We start from the raw sequence: 22,575 nt of genomic DNA on the forward strand, positions 1-22,575 counted from the left end.
TGCTTTATTGTTTAGATAAATATAACGAAAATTGTTACGGATAACTAATTCAATGAATGAAAAATGTAACGATGTAAGAGGGAGTTAAACTAGATTGCCTCTTTGTTTATTTTACTAAAGTCCTGTATTGTTTCTGAATAATTTAATGGCAATTGCCAAAAGTATTACTCCAAATGCTTTACGAAGGATATTCAGACCAGATTTTCCAAAAAGTTTTTCGAGCCTATTGGTGTTTTTTAACACGAAGTACACAAATAGTATATTTAATAAAATACCCACGAGGATATTTTGTGTGTGGTATTCTGTTTTTAATGAAAGTAAGGTTGTCATTGTTCCGGCACCTGCAATTAATGGAAATGCTAAAGGAACGATTGATACAGTTTCCGGCGCTTCTTCTTTAAAAATAGTTAAACCTAAAACCATTTCCATGGCAATAAAAAATATTACGAAAGAGCCTGCAATCGCGAAAGATTCTACATCTAATCCAATAACTTTTAACAATGATTCGCCTAAAAAAAGGAATAAAATCATTAATCCAGCTGCAACTAAGGAAGCTTTTCCTGATTCGATATGACCTGCTTTTCTGCGCAATTCTATAACAACCGGAATGGCGCCTAAGATATCAATGATAGCAAATAGAACCATCGTGGTAGATAGAATCTCACTAAGGTTAAATGTCATAAAATCGAATTTCATAAGCGTAAATTTTAACAAAGGTAGTGCAAATTGAATTAAATCTGCATCAGCCCATTATTAAAAGTAGAATTGTGTTCTCAAGGTTAGTACATTATCTTTTCTATCCCTTGTATAATCCGTCATTTGAGTAGATTCGTTTTTGATAACATCATAATATAAAACTGCCTTAAAATGCATATTAAAGTGATGTAGAAAACCAAAACCAAAAGTATGAAATCTTATGTCAGCAGGGGATAAGCCGGCATTTGTTGAAATAGCTTGTCCTTTGACTTTCGAATTTGGGTCGTACCAATCATACTTGAAAATTAACTGGTTACTCGTACTGTTCAAAGTTTGTACAAATGTAAAATATGCTCCATTAAAAGGTCTGGTGTAATATGGCAATGCTATCGAATTATCATCTACAGGATAGGAGCCCGGCGTTGTAGATGTTGTGGATGTTCCGGTTTGTAAACCCGATATTACTTCTGCCCTAAATTCTGATTTCCAGCTTTCTGTGTTGGTTGCCAATTGAATATCTGCGCCATAATATCTTCTTGGTGCAACTTTATTAATTTTGCTTGCCGACGAATCTTTTGCCATGTACCATGAGTTATTATTCTTTTCCATTTTATAGCTTACAGGTAAACGATGGTTTAAACCTCCCTGTAAAGTACTAATTCCACCTGCAATAGAGAATTTTTGAAACTTATAAGTTTTGTGGCTTAACCTTAAAATAAAATCTTTGCTGTTGTCGAATTCTCCTGGCCCTGCTAATCCTTGGCCATTATAAATTCCAAAATCTAGAGACACATTTTTTAATTTCGCATCTTTCCATCTCGGGTTTAAGGTAAAGGTTACACCTAAATCGCGTTCTGTTTTCATTAAAATTTGCGACATTCTGCCACGTTCAGGCGCTTCTCTAACAGATGATGATAGCTGTAACTCGTTTCCAAATGGTCGGCCGGATAAGCCTAACGTAACCGCTAAAATTTTCCATTCATTTTCATAATATCTTCCCCAAAAATCTCTAACAGCAACGCCCTGCTCCGTTCCATCGAATTGTAATACAAAATAAGTTGATGGTGCGCCATCATCAGTTAAAAGCATATAATCGGCTCTTAATCGTCCTCGTCTTAATCTGAAACGATTATTTGTAAACTCACCAAAATTACCACCTTGATATTCAGCTTGCGTTCCATTGGTTTGAGCAGCCTGAAATTGTGGTTGTAAGTATCCGCTAAATGATAATGAACCATATTTTTTAGAAATAATTAAAAGATGATTCACGATTGTAGAATCCATCACATCATTTATAGTTCGTTGGGCTAAAACCTTGTTTGAACTAAGCAATAACACACAAATAGCTAGGATGTAACTTCGTTTAATAGTTGGTAAAGAAAGGGTCATTGACAATTAAATTTGCGCAAAGTTAATTTATTACGCATAAAAAAGCCCCGATTTTATGTCGGGGCTTTAAAATTATTTCGAAAATTATTTCGAATCTTTTAAATGAGAATGCTTTTTGCTGTATCCAAAATAGATGATAAAGCCTAATGCTAACCAACCAAATAACCTTAACCAGTTAGTCCATCCTAAGCCTAAAATCATCAATCCGCAGGCTGCAACACCTAAAATAGGAATTAATGGTACCCATGGTGTTCTGAATTGGCGAGGCAAATCTGGATCGGTTTTTCTTAAAATAATAACCGCAACACAAACCAGCATAAAAGCAAATAATGTTCCAATGCTCGTCATATCACCAACAACATCTCCTGGTATAAAGGCTGCAAATAAACCAACAATAACTAAAATTACCAGGTTTGCTTTATAAGGTGTTTTAAATTTAGGGTGTAATTCACTAAACATTTTTGGTAATAAACCATCTTTACTCATTGAGTAAAAAACACGGCTTTGACCTAATAACATCACTAAAATTACTGAAGAGAAACCTGCTAAAATTGCCACGGTTACCAATTTAGCCAACCAGCTATAACCAGTCATATACTCGCTTATGGCAGCAACTACAGATGCTTCACCACCCTTAGTTCTGAAGAATTCTACTGGAGCGATACCTGTAAGAACATGTGCAAATAAAATATATAGAATAGTACAAACTGCTAATGAGCCTAAAATACCGATAGGCATTGCAGTTTTAGGGTTTTTTGTTTCCTGAGCTGCGGTACTTACTGCATCAAAACCAATAAACGCAAAGAATACCGTTCCAGCGGCTCCAACTACCCCCCAGAAACCACCGAAGCTGTGACTAATTCCAGCATGGTCTACATAAGTTGTAGGTTCAGGAATGTATGGATGATGATTTGCTTCGTTAATAAAGCTCCATCCTAAAATAATAATTAGAATTACAATTGCAACCTTGGTAATTACGATTACACCATTTACAAAAGCAGATTCTGATGTTCCTTTAATTAAAAGTAAACTTAATACACCAACAATAAATAATGCTGGTAAGTTCATTATTCCATTAACAGTTCCATCTGGATGAGATTGAAAAGGAGAGTGACACCATTCGTAAGGTATGGGTGACACATGCAATACTTCTACTAAAAGTTTGTTAAGGTATTCGCTCCAGGCAATACCAACAGTTGCAGCACCAACTGCATATTCAAGTACTAAATCCCAACCAATTACCCAAGCCATTAATTCGCCCATGGTTGCATACGTATAAGTATATGCACTACCAGAAATTGGAATAGATGATGATAATTCTGCATAACATAAACCGGCTAGTGCACAGCCTATTGCAGCTATTATAAATCCAATTGTAACTGATGGTCCAGCGTTTTGAGCTGCTGCTGCTGCAGTTCGAACAAAAAGTCCAGCTCCAATAATTGCTCCTACACCTAATGCAACTAATGCACCTGCACTAAGTGTACGCTTTAAGCCTTTGCCTGAATCGCCCGCTTCTTCGAGCAATAGATGCATTGGTTTTTTAGTAAATAAACCCATATTATAGTTTTTGTTTAGATTAATCAGTGCCAAACGTAATTAAAAATTACGGAAAAATAAAAGGGATTTTGGTTAAAAATCCCTTTTAATGTTATTATATCTTAGTTTTTACAACTATGGTGTTAATGTATCCGTCTTATTAATTAAAGTATCGGTTATAACGTTGCCTAAACTATCCCTTTTTTGCTCAATTCTAATTTCCTTACGAACTTCTTGCTTACGTTCGCCGGCAACAGCCTTAACTGCTATGTACGGAGCAATAACTAAAGAGACAATCGACATTAATTTAATTAAAATGTTCATCGATGGCCCGGATGTATCTTTAAAAGGGTCTCCAACGGTATCACCAGTTACAGAAGCTTTATGTGGTTCAGATTTTTTATAAAACATTTCACCATTAATCATCACACCTTGTTCGAAAGATTTTTTAGCATTATCCCATGCACCACCAGCATTACTTTGAAAAATTCCCATAAGTACTCCTGTAACGGTAACTCCAGCTAATAAACCACCTAAAACTTCTGGTCCAAAGGTAAACCCAATTATGATAGGTGTTATCAAGGCAATCGCTCCGGGCATCATCATTTCTCGTATCGATGCTTTGGTAGAAATCGCAACACATTTTTCATATTCTGGTTTCGCTTCGTAAGTCATGATTCCAGGAATTTCTCTAAACTGCCTGCGAACTTCTTGTACCATATCCATTGCTGCCTTACCAACCGCTTGTATGCATAGTGCTGAAAAAATAAAAGGTATCATGCCGCCTACAAATAAGCCTGCTAAAACAGGTGCTTTATAAATATCGATTGCTGTTATGCCTGCAATGCCAACAAAAGCAGCAAATAAAGCCAGAGATGTTAATGCAGCTGATGCAATTGCGAATCCTTTACCCGTTGCAGCTGTGGTATTTCCTACAGCATCCAAATTATCAGTACGTTCACGAACTTCTGGCGGTAACTGGCTCATTTCTGCTATTCCTCCTGCATTATCAGCAATTGGACCAAAAGCATCGATAGCCAATTGCATTGCCGTTGTGGCCATCATCCCGGCTGCAGCAATTGCTACACCATATAATCCGGCAAAATGATAAGAAGCCATTATACCACCCGCTAAAACTAAAATTGGTATAACTGTAGATTTCATTCCTACAGATAAACCCGCAATAATATTGGTAGCATGCCCGGTAGAAGATTGTTGTATAATAGAATTAACCGGACCTTTGCCCATTGCCGTAAAGTATTCTGTAACGATACTCATTATTGTACCTACAACTAAGCCAACAATTATGGCATAAAACACATTGATGCTCGAGAATTCATAACCACGAAGGTTTAATGTTTCTGGCAGCATCCATTTTACAATAAAATATGATGCTACTGCGGTGATTAGAATTGATGACCAATTGCCTAGATTTAAAGCATTTTGTACACTCGATTTTTCATCTTTTATGGTTACAAACCATGTACCGATGATTGAAAATATTATCCCTAAGCCACATATTACCATTGGCAATAGGATAGGGGACATGCCGCCAAATTTATCTACAACTGTTATTTCTTGTCCTAAAACCATTGTGGCTAAAATGGTTGCAACGTATGAGCCAAATAAATCGGCACCCATGCCTGCAACATCACCAACATTATCGCCTACATTATCTGCAATTGTTGCTGGGTTTCTAACGTCATCTTCAGGAATACCAGCTTCAACTTTTCCAACCAAATCGGCGCCAACATCGGCAGCTTTTGTGTAAATACCGCCACCAACACGGGCAAATAAGGCAATAGATTCTGCACCTAAAGAAAAGCCTGTTAAAACTTCAATAGCCGTTCTCATCTCGGTGCTATCTACATTTGTAACATGAAATATTTGTAAAAAAACGATAAATAGTCCGCCTAAACCTAAGATTGCTAGTCCGGCAACGCCTAGACCCATAACCGTACCACCAGTAAAGGAAACTTTTAGTGCCTGTTTTAAGCTCGTTCTAGCAGCCTGAGTGGTTCTAACATTTGCTTTAGTTGCGGCGCTCATACCTATATAACCTGCAGTTGCGGAAAATACAGCACCAATAATAAATGATATTGAAATTATCCAACTGGAGTGCATAGGCACACCATTAATTTCTGTAATCGTTCCTGAATAGGCTAGTAGGGCGGCTGTGAATACAGCAAAAATGCTCAAAACTCGCCATTCGGCTTTCAAAAATGCCATTGCGCCATCGGCGATGTAACCTGCAAGTTCTTGCATGTTCTTATCACCAGCATCCTGTTTGCTAACCCAGGCGCTTTTAATCATCATCACAATAATCCCGACAAGGCCTAAAGCCGGAATAAAATAAATTAAATTGTCTTGTAAAAAATCCATAGTTGATATTTGGTTTGATTTGTTTGATTCAATATTCTTTGCTCATATCTTTTTTAAGTGTGGTTAATACTTAAGTTCAAGAATATTGAATTGTAATTTTGGTTATTAGGTTAGCAATATAATAAAATATTATTCTACTGTTCATTAGCTTTTTAAAAAAATAGTTATGGAGCATAAAACTTTGTTCTTCAATTAAAATAATACATCTCAATAGGCCTCAAATAGATTTTTTTAAATAAATTAGCCCAAACTAAACTTTATTATGGAGAAAGAACAACAAGACCATACGTTCAAACGAGCGCTTGGCCTTTTTGATGGTACAATGCTGGTTGTCGGATCGATGATTGGCTCAGGTATTTTTATTGTAAGCTCAGAAATGACCCGTTACGTTGGCTCTACAGGTTGGCTAATTTTAATATGGGTTTTAACATCAATTATTACAATGATTGCTGCGGTAAGTTATGGCGAACTCAGTGCCATGTTTCCTAAAGCAGGTGGTCAATACGTTTATTTAAAAGAATCGTATAATAAATTAATTGCCTTCTTATACGGTTGGAGTTTCTTTGCTGTGATTCAAACAGGTACTATTGCAGCCGTGGGTGTGGCTTTTTCTAAATTTGCGGCTTATTTATACGAACCACTTAGCGAAAAAAACATTATTTGGGAAGCGGGCTCATTTCAACTCAGCGCAGCACAACTTGTTTCTATTTTTACCATTGTATTGCTAACATATATAAATAGTAAAGGTGTTAAAAACGGAAAAATGCTGCAAACATTTTTAACCATTATTAAAATACTCTCACTATTTGGCTTAATTATCTTTGGTTTTGCATTGGCTGCGAAAGCAGAAATTTGGAATGCCAACTGGGCAAACACTTGGGATTCGAAGATGTTCGATATGGATACCAACTCTTGGGTTGGAATTAGTGGTGGCGCTTTAATGTCGGGCATTGTGGCTGCCATGGTTGGTTCGTTATTTAGTAGTGATGCCTGGAATGGAGTTACATTTATCGCTGGTGAAATTAAAAACCCCGAACGAAATGTAGGCTTGAGCTTATTTTTAGGGACACTTATAGTAAGTATTATTTACATATTAGCCAATTTAATGTATGTTGCTGTTGTGCCGTTGGATGAAATAGCGCATGCACCGTCAGATAGAGTTGCAATAGTAGCTGCGCAGTATATCTTTGGCAATACCGGTACTATTATTATTGCAGTAATGATTATGATTTCGACATTTGCCTGTAACAATGGGTTGATAATGGCTGGTGCAAGGGTTTATTATACAATGGCTAAAGATGGTTTATTCTTTAAAAAAGCCAGTTATCTCAATAAATTTGATGTGCCAGAATGGGCACTTTGGGCACAAGGCATTTGGGCTTCTCTACTTTGTTTAACAGGTAAATATGGTGCTTTGTTAGACTTTGTTATCATTATTGTACTTATATTTTATATCCTTACTATTCTAGGGATTTTTATTTTAAGAAAAAAACTTCCAGATGCTGTACGTCCATATAAAGCTTTTGGATATCCTATTCTGCCTGCGTTTTATATCGGTGTCGCATCGGCAATATCAATCGGATTGCTCATCACCAAGCCCGATACCTGTGGATGGGGTGTTGCTATTATGTTGGTAGGTATTCCGGTATATTACCTAACAAAACCTAAAGAACTTCAAGTTTAGGTTGATTTAAGGATTAACAAGATTTTGGGATGGGTAGGATTAAGTTTTTACCATCCTTTTTTTATGTAGTAAATGGGTGGGATAAGGGATTGCGTTGAATAAGTAATTTCGTTTTACTTGATACTATTCATTTAAGTATAGAGGTTAATTTTGAATAATCATGCTGCAATTGTTTTCTAAATTTTTTTAAAACAGTGTTACCTTAATACTTGATGCTATTTTCGTATTTTTGCAACAAATGGGAACACAGGTAGATTTAGGCATAAAGGGATATAAAAATTACGGAACGCATTTGCGTGAGAAATACAATGGTCAGCGGGTTTTTAAAACTATTGTTGATGGAGGTTTCACATGCCCAAACCGCGATGGAAGTAAGGGTTATGGTGGTTGTACCTATTGTAATGTAGATTCTTTCACCCCAGAAATCTCCCGTAAAATGCCAACCATTCGAGAGCAGTTGGAAAAGGGAATGGAGCGTGGTAAAAATTTCTATAAAGCTGATAAATTTATCGTTTACTTTCAGCCAAACACAAATACCTATGCACCGGTACATTATTTAAAAATGATGTATGATGAGGCGCTTGCTGTAAACCCCGAAGATGTTGTTGGTTTTTCTGTTGGTACAAGGCCAGATTGTATTGACGCAGAAAAGGTGGCCTTGCTTGAAAGTTATACTGATAGATACGATGTTGATTTGGAAATGGGTATGGAATCTATTTATGATGATACTTTAAACCAAATTAACAGGGGTTGTAGCCATGGCGAATTTGTCGAAGCCGTTAAGTTATTAGAAAACAGCAAACTTGATTTATGTGTTCACACAATTTTTGGTTTTCCCTGGGAAACTAAAGAAATGATGTTGGGATATATCCACGAAATTAACCGTTTTCCGCAAATTAAGTTTGTTAAATTTCATCACCTCCATATTGTAGAAGGCTCTATCATGGGTGCTAAATATAAAAAGGAACCTTTTAAACTGTTTACATTAGAAGAATATACCGACTTACTTTGCGAATTAATCCCTCTACTTCGTCCGGATATTGTTATTCAGCGGCTTTTTGGTATTTCAGACTGGGATTTATTAATTGCACCAAATTGGGGTTTAAATAAATCATCAATTCAAACCTATATTGATAAAGAAATTGAAAAACGTGGTGTTGTTCAGGGTTCTTTATATTTTTAGTCAAATCCAATATTTTATTGATATTTAACTTAAATTCATCTAAAAAACGGATGATTTTTGTTTATTGACTAAAATTTTAGATAAATTTTATCAAAATTTAGATAAAATTATACAATCTGTATAATCCCTGCTATTTTCTTTTTCTTAATTGGATACTATATTTTTGGTCTTTTTTTGTATTAATTGTAATTTAATGCAATTTATTTGATTGTTTTTATAAAAATCTCCTATTTTATTTAAAATATTCCTATTTCATAGTGTAAAAGTTACAATATGTTGTATTTTTATCAAAATAAATCAGGTAATCAAACAATTTTATTAACCAAACAAAATAAACCCTAAAAACTATGGCTAAAATTTTAGTTAAACAGTACGCTCCTTTTGTGATATTGATGGTATTCGCAATATTAGCTCTATTTGTTCCACTTCTTCCAAATTTTGATGAAGGAAAATACAGTGGACCTGACATCGCTTTCATATTAATCGCAGCTGCATTGGTATTCTTAATGACGCCAGGTTTAGCATTTTTTTATGGTGGAATGGTACATCGTAAAAATGTTTTATCTACAATGATTAAAAGCGTTGTAGCAGCTGGAGTTATAACAGTACTTTGGACTGTTGTAGGATTCAGTTTAGCTTTTGGTGATACCATTGGTGGTTTTATTGGTAATCCATCTACATTTTTATTTTTTAAAGGTGTAAATTCTGGAGCACCACATTTGCAAGGAGGGGCAGACTTAACTATTCCGCTTTCTTTATTTGCTGTATTTCAACTAATGTTTGCAATTATAACTCCAGGTTTAGTGGTTGGTGCAGTTGCAGAACGTATCCGATTTACATCCTACATCTTATTCATCGTTTTATTTGCAATATTCGTTTATTCGCCTTTAGCACACTGGACATGGCATCCACAAGGTTTCTTATTTAAAATGGGAGTTTTGGATTTTGCCGGTGGTACAGTTGTACACATTTCTGCTGGTATGGCTGCTTTGGCTGGTGCTTTGGTTTTAAAACGCAGAAAATCACACTTAGAACATCAAGAAGTTCCACCTGCAAATATTCCTTATGTATTAATCGGTACAGGTTTATTATGGTTTGGCTGGTTTGGTTTCAATGCTGGTTCTGCATTAGGTGCAAATAGTTTAGCTGTATCTGCCTTTTTAACTACTAATACTGCAGCTGGTGCAGCTGGTTTATCATGGATGTTTTTTGATGTGGCTAGAGGTAAAAAACCATCAGTTTTAGGTTTTTGTATTGGTGCAGTAGTTGGCTTGGTAGCCATTACACCAGGCGCAGGCTTTGTCAGTATTCCTTCAAGTATTTTTATTGGTGCTATTGCAGCGGTTGTGTCTAACTTGGTTGTGTCTTGGAAACAAAAAACAAGTTTAGATGATACTTTAGATGTATTTCCTTGTCATGGTGTTGGTGGTATTGTTGGTATGCTTTTAACAGGTGTTTTTGCTACTAAAACAGTAAATGCTGCAGGTGCCGACGGCTTATTTTATGGCAATCCTACGTTTTTTGTAACGCAGTTAAAAGGTGCTGTGATTGTTATATTATTCAGTTTTGTTGTATCATTTATCATATTCAAATTGGTTAATTTAATCAACCCAATCAGAGTTTCTGATGAAGAAGAAGAAATTGGATTGGATGCATCGCAACATAATGAGAAATACTCTCAAGGTACTTTATTGGTAAATGAAAAAGCGGCTTATGTCGCGTCAAATAGTCCGGTGCAAGAAGCAATATAATACGAACCATAGTTATATCTAAACCCCAAACAAAGCTCAAACATGAAGAAATTTTTAACCGCTATATTTAGTATAGCAAGCACTACGTGTGCCCTGGCGCAAGAGGCGCCAACCTCTCCACTCGAATTTTCAGGCTCGGTTGATACGTATTATAAATACGATTTTGCTAAAAGACCTAATATTCCAACATCATTCGCATCCGACCATAATTCGGTTTCATTAGGGATGCTAGATTTAGTGTTGAAGAAAAAAACAGGAAAAGCATCTTTTGTTGGCGAAATTTCATTTGGTCCTCGCGGACAAACGCAATCTATTCCTGATGCTGCTAATGATAACTCATCATTTCATATCCAGAATTTGTATGTAAACTACGATTTCTCTGATAAGTTTTCGATGACTGCCGGTTACATGGGTACATTTATTGGTTACGAAGTAATATCTCCGGTTGGAAATTTTAATTATTCTACATCTTATTTATTTACAAACGGACCTTTCCAAAATGCTGGTATAAAGGCAACTTATAAATTCTCTGATAAAGTAAGTTTAATGGCTGGTTTATTTAACGATTGGAACGTTTACAGCGCAACAAGAGGTGTATCAAGTATTGGTGCTCAATTAATGGTATCACCAGTTGAAGGCTGGACTGCATATTTAAACGTATTATCTGGCGCAGATCCGTATGGTTACGGAACCATTGCTGATTTAACTACATCTTACCAAATTTCAAAAGCATTTAAATTGGGTTTAAATGCAGCTAATTACGATATGGCTGATGATGCAGGTGGATATGCTGGTGTTGCATTATATCCTCAAATAGCTGTAGCAGATGCAGTAACTTTAGGGTTGAGAGGAGAGTATTTTAAATACAAAGACGTAGGTACTACGTTAGGTACATCATATACGGGTGTTACTTTTACCGCAAACATTAAATCAGGAGGTTTAACTTTTATCCCAGAGGTTAGATTAGACCACAATGGAGATAAACCATTTTTGAATAAAACTGGTGGTGCTGCACCTAATGCAGGGCAATTCTCTTTAGCAGCGGTTTACGCTTTTTAATTAATATTACGTTATTTATTTATTAGCCTCCGGCTTGTAGTCGGAGGCTTTTTGTTACCTTTAATTTTAGCTCTAACATTTTATCTATGAAATATCTGTTCATCTTATTTATAGCAATAATATCTCTAAAAGTTTCAGCGCAGCAAAAGCAATTTCCTTTGGATGATCGAGGCAAATTTATTTACTATGAAGTTGTAGATGTGAAGACTACATCAAAAGATAGCCTAATGATGAGAGCAAATACATTTTTAAATTCTTACAAAAAGTCGATTGTAAAGGAAAGCTCAACGGATACCTCAATTATTGCAAAAGGTAAAATGATAATTGATAAAACCATTTTAGTTGCCGGTCATCCAAGTGGTGAGGTTAATTACAATTTAAATTTCGAAGCTCGGGATAAGAAGTATCGTTTTTGGCTTACAGATTTTGAATATATCCCTTACCAAAGAGATCGCTATGGTAATTATGTTGCATCAACGAAAATCGGGACAGTCTTAGAACAAACTCCGGGCAAACTTAATGCTGGCGAATGGAAAGATATTCTAGAAAGTGCTTACAATAAAACCAATAAACTTGCTGAAGGTTTCAAAAAGGCTTTAGCTACAAATAGTACAGACAAACAGAAAACCAAAGTAAATACGGTATCGACTAAAAAATGGTAATTAAAATTATAGCTTACCGAAGAGTTCTTCTACCTTTTTATATCTGAAATTAAAAATATTGTTTATTTTATTGTTAACTACAATCGCATTAGCAATAGAGCCAATAGGACCCCATCCAATTGCATAATGAAGAATATCATGCATTAAGACCCCACCTTCTACGGTTTCGAAATGATGATTGTGATGCCAAAACGCAAAAGGACCAAATCGCTGCTCATCGATAAAGTATTCTTTATCTTTTATATGCGTAATCTCTGTCATCCAGTTCAATTTAATACCCAACAAAGGTGAAACTTTGTAAGTGATTATCATTCCCGGATACATTTTTGTGTCTTTTTGTAAAGGCGAAGTAACATCAAAAGTCATGTCCTTTGGTGTAATTTCAGAAAGGTTAAGTGGTGATGAAAAGAAATCCCAAGCGGTATCTAAATCAACGGGAACTTTTTGCGTAAATTCTAATCTGTAAGTTTTCAAGTTCTATTTTTATATCCAAACACCAAAGTCGCTATTTTGTTGTTGTACTATTAAGTTTATCGTTAATAAGCTTTACTAGCGATTGGAATTCTTTTTCCTCATAGCCAATAGATTGATAAATGATTTTTCCGCGTTCATCAATTAAAATATTCCTTGGAATAGATTGCTTAGCGAATTTGTTAAAAACATCCCTTTTTAGGTCGGGTAATATCGGGAATGTAAAACCTTTTTTTGCTTTGTAAGGTATCAGCTTATCCCAGCCTTCTTCACGTCCAAATACGAAAAACGTGAAATTTTTATTGTCTTTGTGTTTATCCCAAATTTCTTTTTGAACCAGTGGCAATTCGGTATTACATGGTGGGCACCAGGTTGCAAATAAATTAATAAGTATAAGTTTGCCTTTATAATCTGCAATGTTTACTGTTTTGCCCTTATCCAGTTCAAAACTAAACTTTGGCGCATCATCACCTATTTTTGTGTAGGTGTCTTTATCGTCGGTTTGAGCAAGAGCAGAAAAGGTAATTAATAATGCAAAAATAGGGAAGAGTATCTTTTTCATATCAAGGAAATATAGTTTAAAGATACTCCAATAAATTTCGAATTCAAACCTAATGAACCATTTTATCTGCACAAGTAGAACTTGCGAAAGCTTCTGGCTTGGCTTTAAATATAAAGCCCATGCTTAAAATGTAACCCATTGCATCATTCAATGCTTTATTAGATTTAAATGATGGATTGGTATTGATATCAGCATGTACTTCTAAAGCAACATCATAAATATCTAACAAATCGCAAATGGAGTATGCCGTTTCTATTGATTTTTGAACTTCCATTAACATACGTTCTTTAATGCTCACTTGTTGAGATGATTTCTCTTGATGGATGTACATAAAACCACCATGATGCGCTCTCAGCAAAACTATAACTGTTGCAAAATCAGTTATTAGGCCTTTAACTTGCGAGTCTGTGCCGATACAAACTTTTAGCTTATAGCCTTTTTCTGTTTCTCTGATAATTGCAAGTTCGATTTCCTCGAGGATAGAAGTTTGGATGACTTCGCCACTAAATTTTTTCCATGTCATACATGATTGTTTTTTGAGTTTAACAAATGGTAATCAGGTTATTATAAAATTAAGTGCTACAAATTAAATTAGTGTTAATATGCAGTTGTTTATTTGCTAACAAATAATTAGTTATCAACAGGTTAGGTGGTTTTTGTTAGTATTATTTTAATTTTTTTGCAACAATTTGGGTTTTTAAAGCGTTACATTTATCTATTAGTTAACCAAATCCCTTTGAGTTATGAAAGCAGAATTAATACAGGAATTTCAGTTGTTGCAACAAAGCAGAGCCAACAAATTTGCCGATGATTTAACAGAACGAATTATTTCATCGGTTGATGCTGTTAATGAGAAAGTTACGAATTCTTTATCGCAAAGAGGACGAATGTTACTTTTATTAGAAAAAAAACTTAATTTTTCGGTGTTGAAAAGATTGAAACGCAGGTTTCTGAAACGCTAATAATTTTACTGAGTTTGCTACAAACAGGAAATGCTTACCTTTGAGCGTAATGATAGAAAATGCGCTTAAAAAATTAAATATATCGAAGCTTAATGAGATGCAAAATGCATCTATAATAGCAGTAGAAAAAGGTAAGGATGTTGTATTAATTGCACCAACCGGGTCTGGCAAAACACTAGCCTTTTTACTTCCCTTATTATCTGGTTTAAAAACAGATGTTAAGGGAGTGCAAACGCTTATTTTGGTTCCATCAAGAGAGCTTGCTTTGCAAATTGAGCAAGTTTTTAAGCAAATGGGTTCTTCATTTAAAGTAAATTGCTGTTACGGCGGTCATGCTGTCCGTATTGAAGAAAATAACCTGGCGCATCCACCAGCAGTTTTAATTGGTACACCTGGTCGTATTGCATATCATTTAGAGCGCCATAATTTTGACGAATCTTTTATCGAAACTCTGATTTTAGACGAGTTTGATAAATCGCTCGAATTCGGTTTTGAGCAGGATATGTCTTATATAATCGGTACACTTCTTTCCCTAAAACAAAGAATATTAACTTCGGCTACAAAAATGGAGGAAATACCTGCATTTGTAAAGCTAAATAACCCTGCTGAGGTAGATTTTTCAAAAGATAACCAAGTAAAGCCTGATTTAAAACTGAAAAAGGTAATTGCACCTGCGGCAGATAAGCTTGAGATATTATTTAAACTGTTGAGTAAAATTGGTGGTGCAAATACTCTGGTTTTTTGTAATCACCGAGAAACTGTTGATAGGATTAGCGATTTACTTTTTGAACACGGCCTAGGGCATGATGTTTTTCATGGAGGAATGGAGCAGGCAGATAGAGAAAAGGCGCTTTTGAAATTTAGAAATGGCAGTCATAAAATATTAATTACTACAGATTTGGCTGCCCGTGGTTTGGATATTCCGGAAGTAGAAAACATTGTACATTACCAATTGCCTTATACTGAAGATGCATACATTCATAGAAATGGTAGAACAGCCAGAATGCATGCAAAGGGTACTGCTTATGCGGTATTAACTGAAGATGAGCACTATAAATATCTTCCAGAAAACATTGAAGAAGAAAAATTAGGAGATAAATATAAATTACCTGAAGCAAGTAATTGGGTAACTTTATATATTGCTAACGGTAAAAAAGATAAAATTAATAAGATTGATATTGTTGGTTTATTTTTACAAAAAGGCGGCTTACAAAAAGAAGATTTAGGACTTATTGAAGTTAAAGATACAACAAGTTATGTTGCAGTTAAACGAACAGTAGTTGAAAAACTTTTAAAGGCGCTTAATGGGGAGAAAATCAAAGGAAAGAAACTAAAGCTTGAAATAGCCAGTTAGGAGTTATTGGTTCATTGGTTCATTGGTTCAATGGTTCAATGGTTCAATGGTTCAATGGTTCAATGGTTCAATGGTTCAATTAAAATAGGACAAACAAGTTAGCAATTCATTCTATCATTCGAAATTCAATCATTCACAATTTAAAAAGTATGAGTAACAACGACATATTAAAAAAATTAAGGGTAGCCTTATCCTTAAAAACTGAAGATATTATAGCCATCTGCGATTTAGTTGGTTTTAAAGTGACGAAAGCAGAGCTTGGAGATATTTTCAGAAACGATGACCACGAAAATTTTAAACCATGTGGCGATCAGATTCTGCGGAATTTTTTAAATGGATTGGTTATTTATAAAAGAGGTCCGAGAGAGGAGAAAAAGTAGTTTGTGTCTTTATCAATTATCTTGAAAAAGTCTATTTTTTAAATGCGATTGAACCAATCAAAATTGATTTTCATATTGTTTGAACTGTAATTACAACTTCCGCTAAATGAAAATAAAACTATTCCTGCTTGTTATTCTTTTTAGCGTTTGCAATTTATATGCTCAAAACGTAAAAGAAGATTTTTCTGATGATTGGGCTAACCTAACAAAATATCAAAAGGAAAATGAATTATTAGGCTTGCCAAAAAAAGGGGAGAAGCGAGTTGTGTTTTTAGGAAGCTCTATTTTTGAATTCTGGAAGGATAAAGATCCTGAATATTTTGCCAATCATGCTTATGTTGATAGAGGTATTAGCGGCCAAATCTCAGCACAGCTACTCATCAGGTTTAGGCAAGATGTTATAAACCTCAAACCGAAAGCCGTAATTATTTTAGCTGGTAGTAATGATTTGGCAGGGAGCAAAGGTCATGTTACTAACGAAACCATCATGAATAATGTAAAATCGATGGCCGAGTTAGCAAGAAAAAATAATATTAAAGTTATTCTGTGTAAGTACCTTCCAGTTTATGAATATCCGTGGAATAAAAATTTAAAAGGTGCTGCTGAACAAATAATTTCTCTTAATAAAAATATCGTTGCTTATGCCACGGAAAATCATTTTACCGTTCTGGATTACTTTACTCCTCTCGTAGATGAAAAGAATGGTCAGAAAGCAGAATATACAACAGATGGTGTTCATCCAAATTTGGCAGGTTATAAAATTATGGAAGCTGTAACGGATGCTGCAATAATGAAGGCAATAGGTAAATAAAAGATTAAAAACGCCTGGTGAAAATCGGGAATTTTTTTTGAAATATATTTTCAATAATATTTGAAAGTTCAATAACATTTAATTATTTTTACCGTATGATAATAGTATATACTAATATTACTGCTACCCTTAATCAACGCAAAAAAAATTTGAATATGTGTTTCATAAATTTCTGAAAGTTTAATAATTAAATCATAAAACCATGAACTTAAATATTATTGGTTACTTCATTTTTATTTTGATAGTTGTTTTGATTATAGTTTTTGTCGGCAAAATATGTTATCGAAATGGAAGTGTTTTTGTTGCAGAATTAATTCCCGGACACTTGGATGTTTGCCAGCAAATCAATAAAACACTATTAGTTGCTTATTATCTTGTAAACATTGGTTATTGTGCTATAACCTTAGTAGGGTGGGTAAATATAACCAGTGGGCTTCAATTGATTGAGGTATTATCAATCAAGGTTGCTATTATAATTTGCATACTTTCTGTGCTGCATTACTTTAACATTTTAATCATCACCACCACTATTCATAAATTAATCAAATAACAATTTAAAACTTTTATTATGGAAACGACAAAAATTTTAATCGGCTATGCAGTTTATTTACCAACTGCATTATTTCTAACTTTTTATGTTTCAAAAACACTTTTTAAGAATAGTAAAATTTATATGCTTGATATTTTTAGGGGGCGAGAAGAGATTGCGAATGCAACTAACAAACTCTTTGAAACGGGATTTTACCTATTAAACTTAGGCTTTGCATTATTAATTATGAAAATAACAGCCTACGAAAATATCTATCAAACACTTATTGAAACCCTTAGTACAAAAATTGGAGGATTTTCAATCTATCTCGGAATAATGCTCTTTTTTAATTTGTACTTTTTCTTTAGAGGGAAAAGAAAAGCTAACGAACATAAACAGGCAATTGCACCCATTGCTTAAAACTATTGTATAAAAAAAAACTCCCTGTTTTAATAGGGAGTTTTTTACTAACTAAGTTTCTTATATCTGATTCGTTTGGGAGTAACATCTCCTAAACGTTTCTTGCGGTTTTCTTCATAGTCAGAATAATTACCTTCGAAGAAATAGACTTCTGAGTTACCTTCAAAAGCTAAAATATGTGTGCAAATTCTGTCTAAAAACCATCTATCGTGACTAATAACTACAGCACATCCACCAAAATTTTCTAACGCTTCTTCTAATGCACGTAATGTGTTTACATCAATATCGTTGGTTGGCTCATCTAGTAAAAGTACGTTTGCACCTTTCTTTAAAGTGATAGCTAAGTGAACACGATTACGTTCACCACCAGATAAAATGCCAACTTTTTTCTGCTGGTCGCCACCATTAAAGTTAAATTTAGAAACGTAAGCACGACCGTTAACAGCTTTATTTCCCAACTGAATGTTATCTAAACCATCAGTAATGTTTTCATAAACTGTTTTATCGGCAGCTAAATCATTATGCATTTGATCTACATAACCTAATTCTACTGTTTCTCCAACACGGAAAGTTCCCGCATCGGCTTCTTCTTGCCCGGTAATTAAGCGGAACAAGGTTGTTTTACCCGCACCGTTTGGCCCAATAATTCCAACAATACCTGCCGGAGGAAGTGAAAAATTAAGATTATCGAACAAAACTTTATCGCCATAAGATTTTGTTACGTTGGTAGCTTCGATTACCACGTTACCCAAACGCGGTCCGGCCGGGATAAAAAGTTCAAGCTTATCTTCTCTTTCTTTGCCATCTTCAGAAGCTAGTTTATCATAATTTGCCAAACGTGCTTTTGATTTTGCATGGCGAGCTTTCGGAGCCATACGAACCCATTCCAACTCACGCTCTAATGTTTTTTGGCGCTTGCTTTCTGTTTTTTCTTCTTGAGATAAACGTTTGGCTTTTTGATCTAACCAACTGCTGTAATTTCCTTTCCATGGAATACCTTCACCACGGTCTAACTCTAAAATCCAACCGGCTACATTATCCAAGAAATATCTATCGTGAGTAACGGCAATTACCGTTCCTTCATAGTTTTGCAAAAACTGCTCTAACCAATCGATACTTTCTGCATCCAAGTGATTGGTAGGCTCATCCAATAATAAAACATCAGGGTGTTGCAATAGCAAACGGCACATTGCCACTCGGCGACGCTCACCACCAGAAAGAACACCAATTTTAGTTTCAGGGTCTGGACAACGTAAAGCATCCATTGCTCTTTCTAATTTCGAATCAATTTCCCATGCACCTAAAGCATCAATTTTATCTTGTAAAATACCCTGACGAGCCATCAGCTTATCCATTGCATCGGCGTCAGAATAGTTTTCTTCTAAACCAAAAGCTTCGTTAACTTCTTCGTATTCTTTTAAGATTGCGGTAACTTCTGCAACACCATCTTCTACAATTTCACGTACGGTTTTATCCGGATCAAGAATTGGTTCTTGCGCCAAATATCCAACAGAATATCCTGGAGAGAAAACCACTTCGCCTTGATAAGTTTTATCTAAACCAGCAATAATTTTAAGTAAAGATGATTTACCAGATCCGTTTAAACCAATAACACCGATTTTTGCACCGTAAAAAAATGAAAGGTATATATTTTTTAAAACCTGTTTTTGAGGTGGGTAAATCTTATTTACACCAGCCATTGAAAATATGATTTTCTCGTCTGCCATTATGAATTTTTATTTTTGCAAAGATGCTTAAAATGGAATGAAAAGAGAATGTTTTTTATAATGAAAAGCGCTCTCCAATTGCAGTTCTAAAAAATATTGCCATGTAAGTAGAAGATGTTTAATTTTCTCTTTATCAGTTTCAAATACTTTGAAAATTAGATTATCTCTTATTCTCTTTTTTAGGTTCTAGCTTGGGGCATACACATAAAGCAAACATCGATGATATTATGAATGCGTTAAATTCATATATCCAGGGAGAAAAGGTAGACTCGATATGTAAGCTATACGATATTGATGATTTAACGTTCAATCGATGGTATGCCCGTTACGGTGTTTTTGCCGGTAAGTATTACCAGATAAAAATGGACCATGAACATTTAAAGAAAAAGTATCAATCCTTGTTCGAAAGCCATGAGGCACTATATGAGAAGCTGGATTTAATGCGTCAGTTTATTGAAGAAGTAGATGGCGCAAAAAATGATATGTAAAAATGGTATTTATTATTGGAAATGTTCGAGCTAAATCGAAACAAACAGGATAACCAACCAAATTATACTAAATACAGAACCAAAGTAAACCATAGGCATATTTTGTTTTAGATTTTTCTTAATCAAGCCAGAATAAATTAGCCATCCAATAAAAGCAATAAAATAAAGTGGAACTGCGAATACAAGCATAACAAATAAATTTATATTCAAATATATACAATTTCTAGATTAGGATTCAATTTACAGTAGAACACTAAATAAAAAGCAAAACTATTTTGCTTAAATAGATAACATAAGATTAATTAATCGAAAGGTCAATTTTGTAGATTAAATTTGGACAATGAAAATTCTTAAAACATCCAATTGAATTTCTTATCAATATAAAGCACATCTACACTCAAATATGTTACTTTTATAAGGTTAATTTTTGATAAATGATTAAATCATCGGATGTATTTTATAGTGATTTACCGGCTCACCGAATAGAGTTAAGTAAGCTATTTACTCAAACGGAACTGTTTCAAGAAATCCCCGGCGATTGGCATGTAATCATTACAGATATTAAAGGTTCTACCAAAGCAGTTTTAGATGGTTTTAACGAAAATGTAAATTTTATAGCCACAGGAAGTATCGTTGCCGTTCTAAATTTGGCTTACAGTTCGGGCATAACCATACCCTTCTTTTTCGGTGGAGATGGAGCGACCTTTCTAGTTCCATCTTCAATTTTAGATTCTGCCTTGAAAAAGCTATCCATTTTTAAAGAAAATACCCTTACAAATTTCAATCTAAATTTACGGGTAGGAACCATTTCAATAGCACAAATTTATGACGCTTCTTTTCAAATTCGGATTAGTAAATTTCATGTTTCGGAATTTTTTTCCATTCCTGTTATTTTAGGTGATGGATTGAGTTATGCTGAGAAATTAATTAAAGCTGAAGATTACTTGCTTGCACCCATTAATAAGAAAGATGAGGTTTTAGATTTAAATGGCATGCAATGCAGATGGGATAAAATTGATCCACCTCAGCATAGTAATGAAATAGTAACCTTACTAATAGTTGTTAATAAAATTGAGGAGCAACCCGAAATTTTTAGCACTGTAGTTAATCAGCTTGATACAATCTATGGTGAGCCTAAAAAGAGACAACCGATTTCAGTAGATAAACTTCGGTTCAACACCACTTTTACCAGGTTGAGTAAAGAGATGCGAACACGGATTGGTGAAGTTAAAATTTTCGAATTGATGAAAGAATGGGTGATAAATTTGTACGGTTATATTTATTTCAGAACCGAAAGCGGAAAAAATTATCTCAATCGATTGGTGGAAATGTCTGACACGCTGGTGCTAGATGGAAAAATCAATACCGTAATATCAGGAAACGAGCAGCAAAGGTTGCGGTTAATTAAATACCTCGATAATCTAGAAAAACACGGCTCTATAATGTATGGTTTACATGTTAGTTCAAATTCTACCATGTCTTGCTATGTACGTGATTTGGAAAATGAGCATATACATTTTGTTGATGGTTCTGAAGGAGGTTACACGCAAGCTGCAAGAATTTTAAAAGCCAAAATATCAGACTAATAAAAATTTAGTTTAGGGTAAAAAATTTCAGGCTGAATAAAAAAACTATTTTTGCCCAAAATCGGCAAATGAAGAATAGCAAAGGCATATCAATACCGCCTGTTCCTGCAGTAATATTATCTATAGTTAGTGTTCAGGGTGGTGCAGCTATTGCAAAAGGAATTTTTCCTGTTATTGGTGCAGCGGCAACTTCTTCATTAAGAATCGTATTATCTGCTATCATTTTAATCTTATTTAACAGACCAAACTTAAGAAATCTAACGCCTCAGCAGTGGAAAACGGTTTCCCTTTATGGAATAACCTTGGGCTTGATGAATTTGATATTCTATAAAGCGATTGAAAGAATTCCGTTAGGTTTGGGTGTAACTTTAGAGTTTATTGGCCCACTGGTATTGGCTATATCAGGCTCTAAAAGGGCTTTAGATTTTTTATGGGTTGTTTTAGCGGCAATTGGCATTGCTTTTATTGCGCCCTGGAAAAGCGACGGTGTGGATTTGGTTGGTGTGATATTAGCATTAATTGCAGGTATATTTTGGGCTGCATATATTGTTTTAGGTGGTCGTATTTCTAAAATAATGGATGGAGGCAAAGCCGTTACCATCGGTATGATGTTCGCATCAGCAGTTATCATTCCATTTGCGCTTGCAGATGGAATTTTGAACAATATTAAACCAGGAATATTTATGGCTGGCTTAGCGCTGGCGTTATTATCTAGTGCTATTCCTTTTACTTTAGAAATGAAAGCGCTGAAAAAAATGCCTGCTAAAACTTTCAGTATTTTAATGAGTTTGGAGCCTGCTGCAGGTGCACTTTCGGGTTTGATTTTTTTAAACGAATACCTTTCTGTTTACGAATGGATTGCGGTAATATTAGTAATCGTAGCTAGTGCAGGCGCAACAATAACTCGAAAACGGCAGGAGCGGGTGATTGTTTGAAAGAT

22 protein-coding genes are annotated in these 22,575 nt (G+C 34.8%); 14 read left to right on the forward strand and 8 right to left on the reverse strand.

The features are described 5' to 3' along the window. Nucleotides 1-114: 114 nt before the first annotated feature. The 4 genes from ACFOWA_RS09795 to ACFOWA_RS09810 all read right to left on the reverse strand — a co-directional run bounded on the left by ACFOWA_RS09795 (nucleotide 115) and on the right by ACFOWA_RS09810 (nucleotide 6,006). Nucleotides 115-681, reverse strand: a complete 567-nt coding sequence (locus ACFOWA_RS09795) for a MarC family protein (RefSeq protein WP_378984686.1) — start codon at nucleotides 679-681, stop codon at nucleotides 115-117. A gap of 72 nt (nucleotides 682-753) precedes the next feature. After that, the gene (locus ACFOWA_RS09800; protein WP_378984610.1) at nucleotides 754-2,085 is read right to left on the reverse strand and encodes a porin; all 1,332 of its coding nucleotides are present in this window, start codon (nucleotides 2,083-2,085) and stop codon (nucleotides 754-756) included. Nucleotides 2,086-2,169: 84 nt separating this feature from the next. After that, nucleotides 2,170-3,645: an amino acid permease gene (locus ACFOWA_RS09805; protein ID WP_378984612.1), complete on the reverse strand. Its 1,476-nt coding sequence runs from the start codon at nucleotides 3,643-3,645 to the stop codon at nucleotides 2,170-2,172. Between the two features lie 114 nt (nucleotides 3,646-3,759). Beyond that, on the reverse strand, nucleotides 3,760-6,006 hold the full coding sequence (locus ACFOWA_RS09810) for a sodium-translocating pyrophosphatase (protein WP_378984614.1): 2,247 nt from the start codon (nucleotides 6,004-6,006) through the stop codon (nucleotides 3,760-3,762). A 262-nt stretch (nucleotides 6,007-6,268) separates the two neighbouring features. On the opposite strand from ACFOWA_RS09810, the gene ACFOWA_RS09815 reads away from it, so the two are divergent. The 5 genes from ACFOWA_RS09815 (at nucleotide 6,269) to ACFOWA_RS09835 (ending at nucleotide 12,345) form a co-directional block, all read left to right on the forward strand. Next, nucleotides 6,269-7,690: an APC family permease gene (locus tag ACFOWA_RS09815; protein WP_378984616.1), complete on the forward strand. Its 1,422-nt coding sequence runs from the start codon at nucleotides 6,269-6,271 to the stop codon at nucleotides 7,688-7,690. Between the two features lie 238 nt (nucleotides 7,691-7,928). Further along, nucleotides 7,929-8,873 carry a TIGR01212 family radical SAM protein gene (locus ACFOWA_RS09820; RefSeq protein WP_378984618.1) on the forward strand — a complete coding sequence of 315 codons (945 nt, stop codon included), beginning with the start codon at nucleotides 7,929-7,931 and terminating at the stop codon, nucleotides 8,871-8,873. A gap of 347 nt (nucleotides 8,874-9,220) precedes the next feature. Continuing rightward, the gene (locus ACFOWA_RS09825; protein WP_378984620.1) at nucleotides 9,221-10,624 is read left to right on the forward strand and encodes an ammonium transporter; all 1,404 of its coding nucleotides are present in this window, start codon (nucleotides 9,221-9,223) and stop codon (nucleotides 10,622-10,624) included. Nucleotides 10,625-10,666: 42 nt separating this feature from the next. Beyond that, nucleotides 10,667-11,683 carry a porin gene (locus tag ACFOWA_RS09830; RefSeq protein WP_378984622.1) on the forward strand — a complete coding sequence of 339 codons (1,017 nt, stop codon included), beginning with the start codon at nucleotides 10,667-10,669 and terminating at the stop codon, nucleotides 11,681-11,683. 86 nt (nucleotides 11,684-11,769) lie between these two features. Continuing rightward, nucleotides 11,770-12,345, forward strand: coding sequence for a DUF4468 domain-containing protein (locus ACFOWA_RS09835; protein ID WP_378984624.1), 576 nt, complete (start codon nucleotides 11,770-11,772; stop codon nucleotides 12,343-12,345). Between the two features lie 6 nt (nucleotides 12,346-12,351). Here the strand turns inward: ACFOWA_RS09835 and ACFOWA_RS09840 are convergent, their stop codons facing one another. From ACFOWA_RS09840 to ACFOWA_RS09850, 3 genes are read right to left on the reverse strand one after another with little or no spacing between them, the layout of a single operon-like run. Beyond that, nucleotides 12,352-12,819 (reverse strand): SRPBCC family protein, encoded by a 468-nt coding sequence (locus tag ACFOWA_RS09840; protein WP_378984626.1) that lies wholly within the window; start codon nucleotides 12,817-12,819, stop codon nucleotides 12,352-12,354. Between the two features lie 31 nt (nucleotides 12,820-12,850). Further along, the gene (locus ACFOWA_RS09845) at nucleotides 12,851-13,378 is read right to left on the reverse strand and encodes a TlpA family protein disulfide reductase (protein ID WP_378984628.1); all 528 of its coding nucleotides are present in this window, start codon (nucleotides 13,376-13,378) and stop codon (nucleotides 12,851-12,853) included. Nucleotides 13,379-13,427: 49 nt separating this feature from the next. Next, nucleotides 13,428-13,901 (reverse strand): ribonuclease H-like YkuK family protein, encoded by a 474-nt coding sequence (locus ACFOWA_RS09850; RefSeq protein WP_378984630.1) that lies wholly within the window; start codon nucleotides 13,899-13,901, stop codon nucleotides 13,428-13,430. A gap of 220 nt (nucleotides 13,902-14,121) precedes the next feature. On the opposite strand from ACFOWA_RS09850, the gene ACFOWA_RS09855 reads away from it, so the two are divergent. From ACFOWA_RS09855 to ACFOWA_RS09880, 6 genes are all read left to right on the forward strand, one after another. Next, nucleotides 14,122-14,340, forward strand: coding sequence for a hypothetical protein (locus tag ACFOWA_RS09855; RefSeq protein ID WP_378984632.1), 219 nt, complete (start codon nucleotides 14,122-14,124; stop codon nucleotides 14,338-14,340). A 49-nt stretch (nucleotides 14,341-14,389) separates the two neighbouring features. After that, a complete protein-coding gene (locus tag ACFOWA_RS09860) occupies nucleotides 14,390-15,694 on the forward strand; it encodes a DEAD/DEAH box helicase (protein ID WP_378984634.1) in 1,305 nt (434 codons plus the stop codon). A gap of 149 nt (nucleotides 15,695-15,843) precedes the next feature. After that, nucleotides 15,844-16,074 (forward strand): DUF1456 family protein, encoded by a 231-nt coding sequence (locus ACFOWA_RS09865; RefSeq protein WP_378984636.1) that lies wholly within the window; start codon nucleotides 15,844-15,846, stop codon nucleotides 16,072-16,074. Nucleotides 16,075-16,180: 106 nt separating this feature from the next. Then, nucleotides 16,181-16,885: a GDSL-type esterase/lipase family protein gene (locus ACFOWA_RS09870; RefSeq protein WP_378984638.1), complete on the forward strand. Its 705-nt coding sequence runs from the start codon at nucleotides 16,181-16,183 to the stop codon at nucleotides 16,883-16,885. A 202-nt stretch (nucleotides 16,886-17,087) separates the two neighbouring features. Next, complete coding sequence (locus ACFOWA_RS09875) at nucleotides 17,088-17,435, forward strand: hypothetical protein (protein ID WP_378984640.1); 348 nt, start codon at nucleotides 17,088-17,090, stop codon at nucleotides 17,433-17,435. Between the two features lie 18 nt (nucleotides 17,436-17,453). Then, on the forward strand, nucleotides 17,454-17,834 hold the full coding sequence (locus ACFOWA_RS09880) for a hypothetical protein (protein WP_378984642.1): 381 nt from the start codon (nucleotides 17,454-17,456) through the stop codon (nucleotides 17,832-17,834). A gap of 47 nt (nucleotides 17,835-17,881) precedes the next feature. Here the strand turns inward: ACFOWA_RS09880 and ettA are convergent, their stop codons facing one another. After that, nucleotides 17,882-19,561, reverse strand: coding sequence for an energy-dependent translational throttle protein EttA (gene ettA / locus ACFOWA_RS09885; RefSeq protein WP_378984644.1), 1,680 nt, complete (start codon nucleotides 19,559-19,561; stop codon nucleotides 17,882-17,884). A 227-nt stretch (nucleotides 19,562-19,788) separates the two neighbouring features. On the opposite strand from ettA, the gene ACFOWA_RS09890 reads away from it, so the two are divergent. The 3 genes from ACFOWA_RS09890 (at nucleotide 19,789) to ACFOWA_RS09900 (ending at nucleotide 22,570) form a co-directional block, all read left to right on the forward strand. Continuing rightward, nucleotides 19,789-20,049, forward strand: coding sequence for a hypothetical protein (locus ACFOWA_RS09890; protein ID WP_378984646.1), 261 nt, complete (start codon nucleotides 19,789-19,791; stop codon nucleotides 20,047-20,049). Between the two features lie 434 nt (nucleotides 20,050-20,483). Beyond that, nucleotides 20,484-21,635 (forward strand): DUF3095 family protein, encoded by a 1,152-nt coding sequence (locus tag ACFOWA_RS09895; RefSeq protein ID WP_378984648.1) that lies wholly within the window; start codon nucleotides 20,484-20,486, stop codon nucleotides 21,633-21,635. 68 nt (nucleotides 21,636-21,703) lie between these two features. Then, nucleotides 21,704-22,570 carry an EamA family transporter gene (locus ACFOWA_RS09900; RefSeq protein ID WP_378984650.1) on the forward strand — a complete coding sequence of 289 codons (867 nt, stop codon included), beginning with the start codon at nucleotides 21,704-21,706 and terminating at the stop codon, nucleotides 22,568-22,570. Nucleotides 22,571-22,575: the final 5 nt, after the last annotated feature.

Origin of the sequence: Pedobacter lithocola, from assembly GCF_042650845.1 — a bacterium.
Classification (GTDB): domain Bacteria; phylum Bacteroidota; class Bacteroidia; order Sphingobacteriales; family Sphingobacteriaceae; genus Pedobacter; species Pedobacter lithocola.

Bases quoted from the DNA above. Each gene is read 5' to 3' on its own strand.
- ACFOWA_RS09875 (WP_378984640.1), top strand. From the start codon at position 17,088: ATGAACTTAAATATTATTGGTTACTTCATTTTTATTTTGATAGTTGTT.
- ACFOWA_RS09815 (WP_378984616.1), top strand. From the start codon at position 6,269: ATGGAGAAAGAACAACAAGACCATACGTTCAAACGAGCGCTTGGCCTT.
- ACFOWA_RS09795 (WP_378984686.1), bottom strand. From the start codon at position 681: ATGACATTTAACCTTAGTGAGATTCTATCTACCACGATGGTTCTATTT.
- ettA (WP_378984644.1), bottom strand. From the start codon at position 19,561: ATGGCAGACGAGAAAATCATATTTTCAATGGCTGGTGTAAATAAGATT.
- ACFOWA_RS09845 (WP_378984628.1), bottom strand. From the start codon at position 13,378: ATGAAAAAGATACTCTTCCCTATTTTTGCATTATTAATTACCTTTTCT.
- ACFOWA_RS09880 (WP_378984642.1), top strand. From the start codon at position 17,454: ATGGAAACGACAAAAATTTTAATCGGCTATGCAGTTTATTTACCAACT.
- ACFOWA_RS09865 (WP_378984636.1), top strand. From the start codon at position 15,844: ATGAGTAACAACGACATATTAAAAAAATTAAGGGTAGCCTTATCCTTA.
- ACFOWA_RS09890 (WP_378984646.1), top strand. From the start codon at position 19,789: ATGAATGCGTTAAATTCATATATCCAGGGAGAAAAGGTAGACTCGATA.
- ACFOWA_RS09805 (WP_378984612.1), bottom strand. From the start codon at position 3,645: ATGGGTTTATTTACTAAAAAACCAATGCATCTATTGCTCGAAGAAGCG.
- ACFOWA_RS09830 (WP_378984622.1), top strand. From the start codon at position 10,667: ATGAAGAAATTTTTAACCGCTATATTTAGTATAGCAAGCACTACGTGT.
- ACFOWA_RS09800 (WP_378984610.1), bottom strand. From the start codon at position 2,085: ATGACCCTTTCTTTACCAACTATTAAACGAAGTTACATCCTAGCTATT.
- ACFOWA_RS09810 (WP_378984614.1), bottom strand. From the start codon at position 6,006: ATGGATTTTTTACAAGACAATTTAATTTATTTTATTCCGGCTTTAGGC.
- ACFOWA_RS09820 (WP_378984618.1), top strand. From the start codon at position 7,929: ATGGGAACACAGGTAGATTTAGGCATAAAGGGATATAAAAATTACGGA.
- ACFOWA_RS09895 (WP_378984648.1), top strand. From the start codon at position 20,484: ATGATTAAATCATCGGATGTATTTTATAGTGATTTACCGGCTCACCGA.
- ACFOWA_RS09835 (WP_378984624.1), top strand. From the start codon at position 11,770: ATGAAATATCTGTTCATCTTATTTATAGCAATAATATCTCTAAAAGTT.
- ACFOWA_RS09860 (WP_378984634.1), top strand. From the start codon at position 14,390: ATGATAGAAAATGCGCTTAAAAAATTAAATATATCGAAGCTTAATGAG.
- ACFOWA_RS09855 (WP_378984632.1), top strand. From the start codon at position 14,122: ATGAAAGCAGAATTAATACAGGAATTTCAGTTGTTGCAACAAAGCAGA.
- ACFOWA_RS09850 (WP_378984630.1), bottom strand. From the start codon at position 13,901: ATGACATGGAAAAAATTTAGTGGCGAAGTCATCCAAACTTCTATCCTC.
- ACFOWA_RS09900 (WP_378984650.1), top strand. From the start codon at position 21,704: ATGAAGAATAGCAAAGGCATATCAATACCGCCTGTTCCTGCAGTAATA.
- ACFOWA_RS09825 (WP_378984620.1), top strand. From the start codon at position 9,221: ATGGCTAAAATTTTAGTTAAACAGTACGCTCCTTTTGTGATATTGATG.
- ACFOWA_RS09870 (WP_378984638.1), top strand. From the start codon at position 16,181: ATGAAAATAAAACTATTCCTGCTTGTTATTCTTTTTAGCGTTTGCAAT.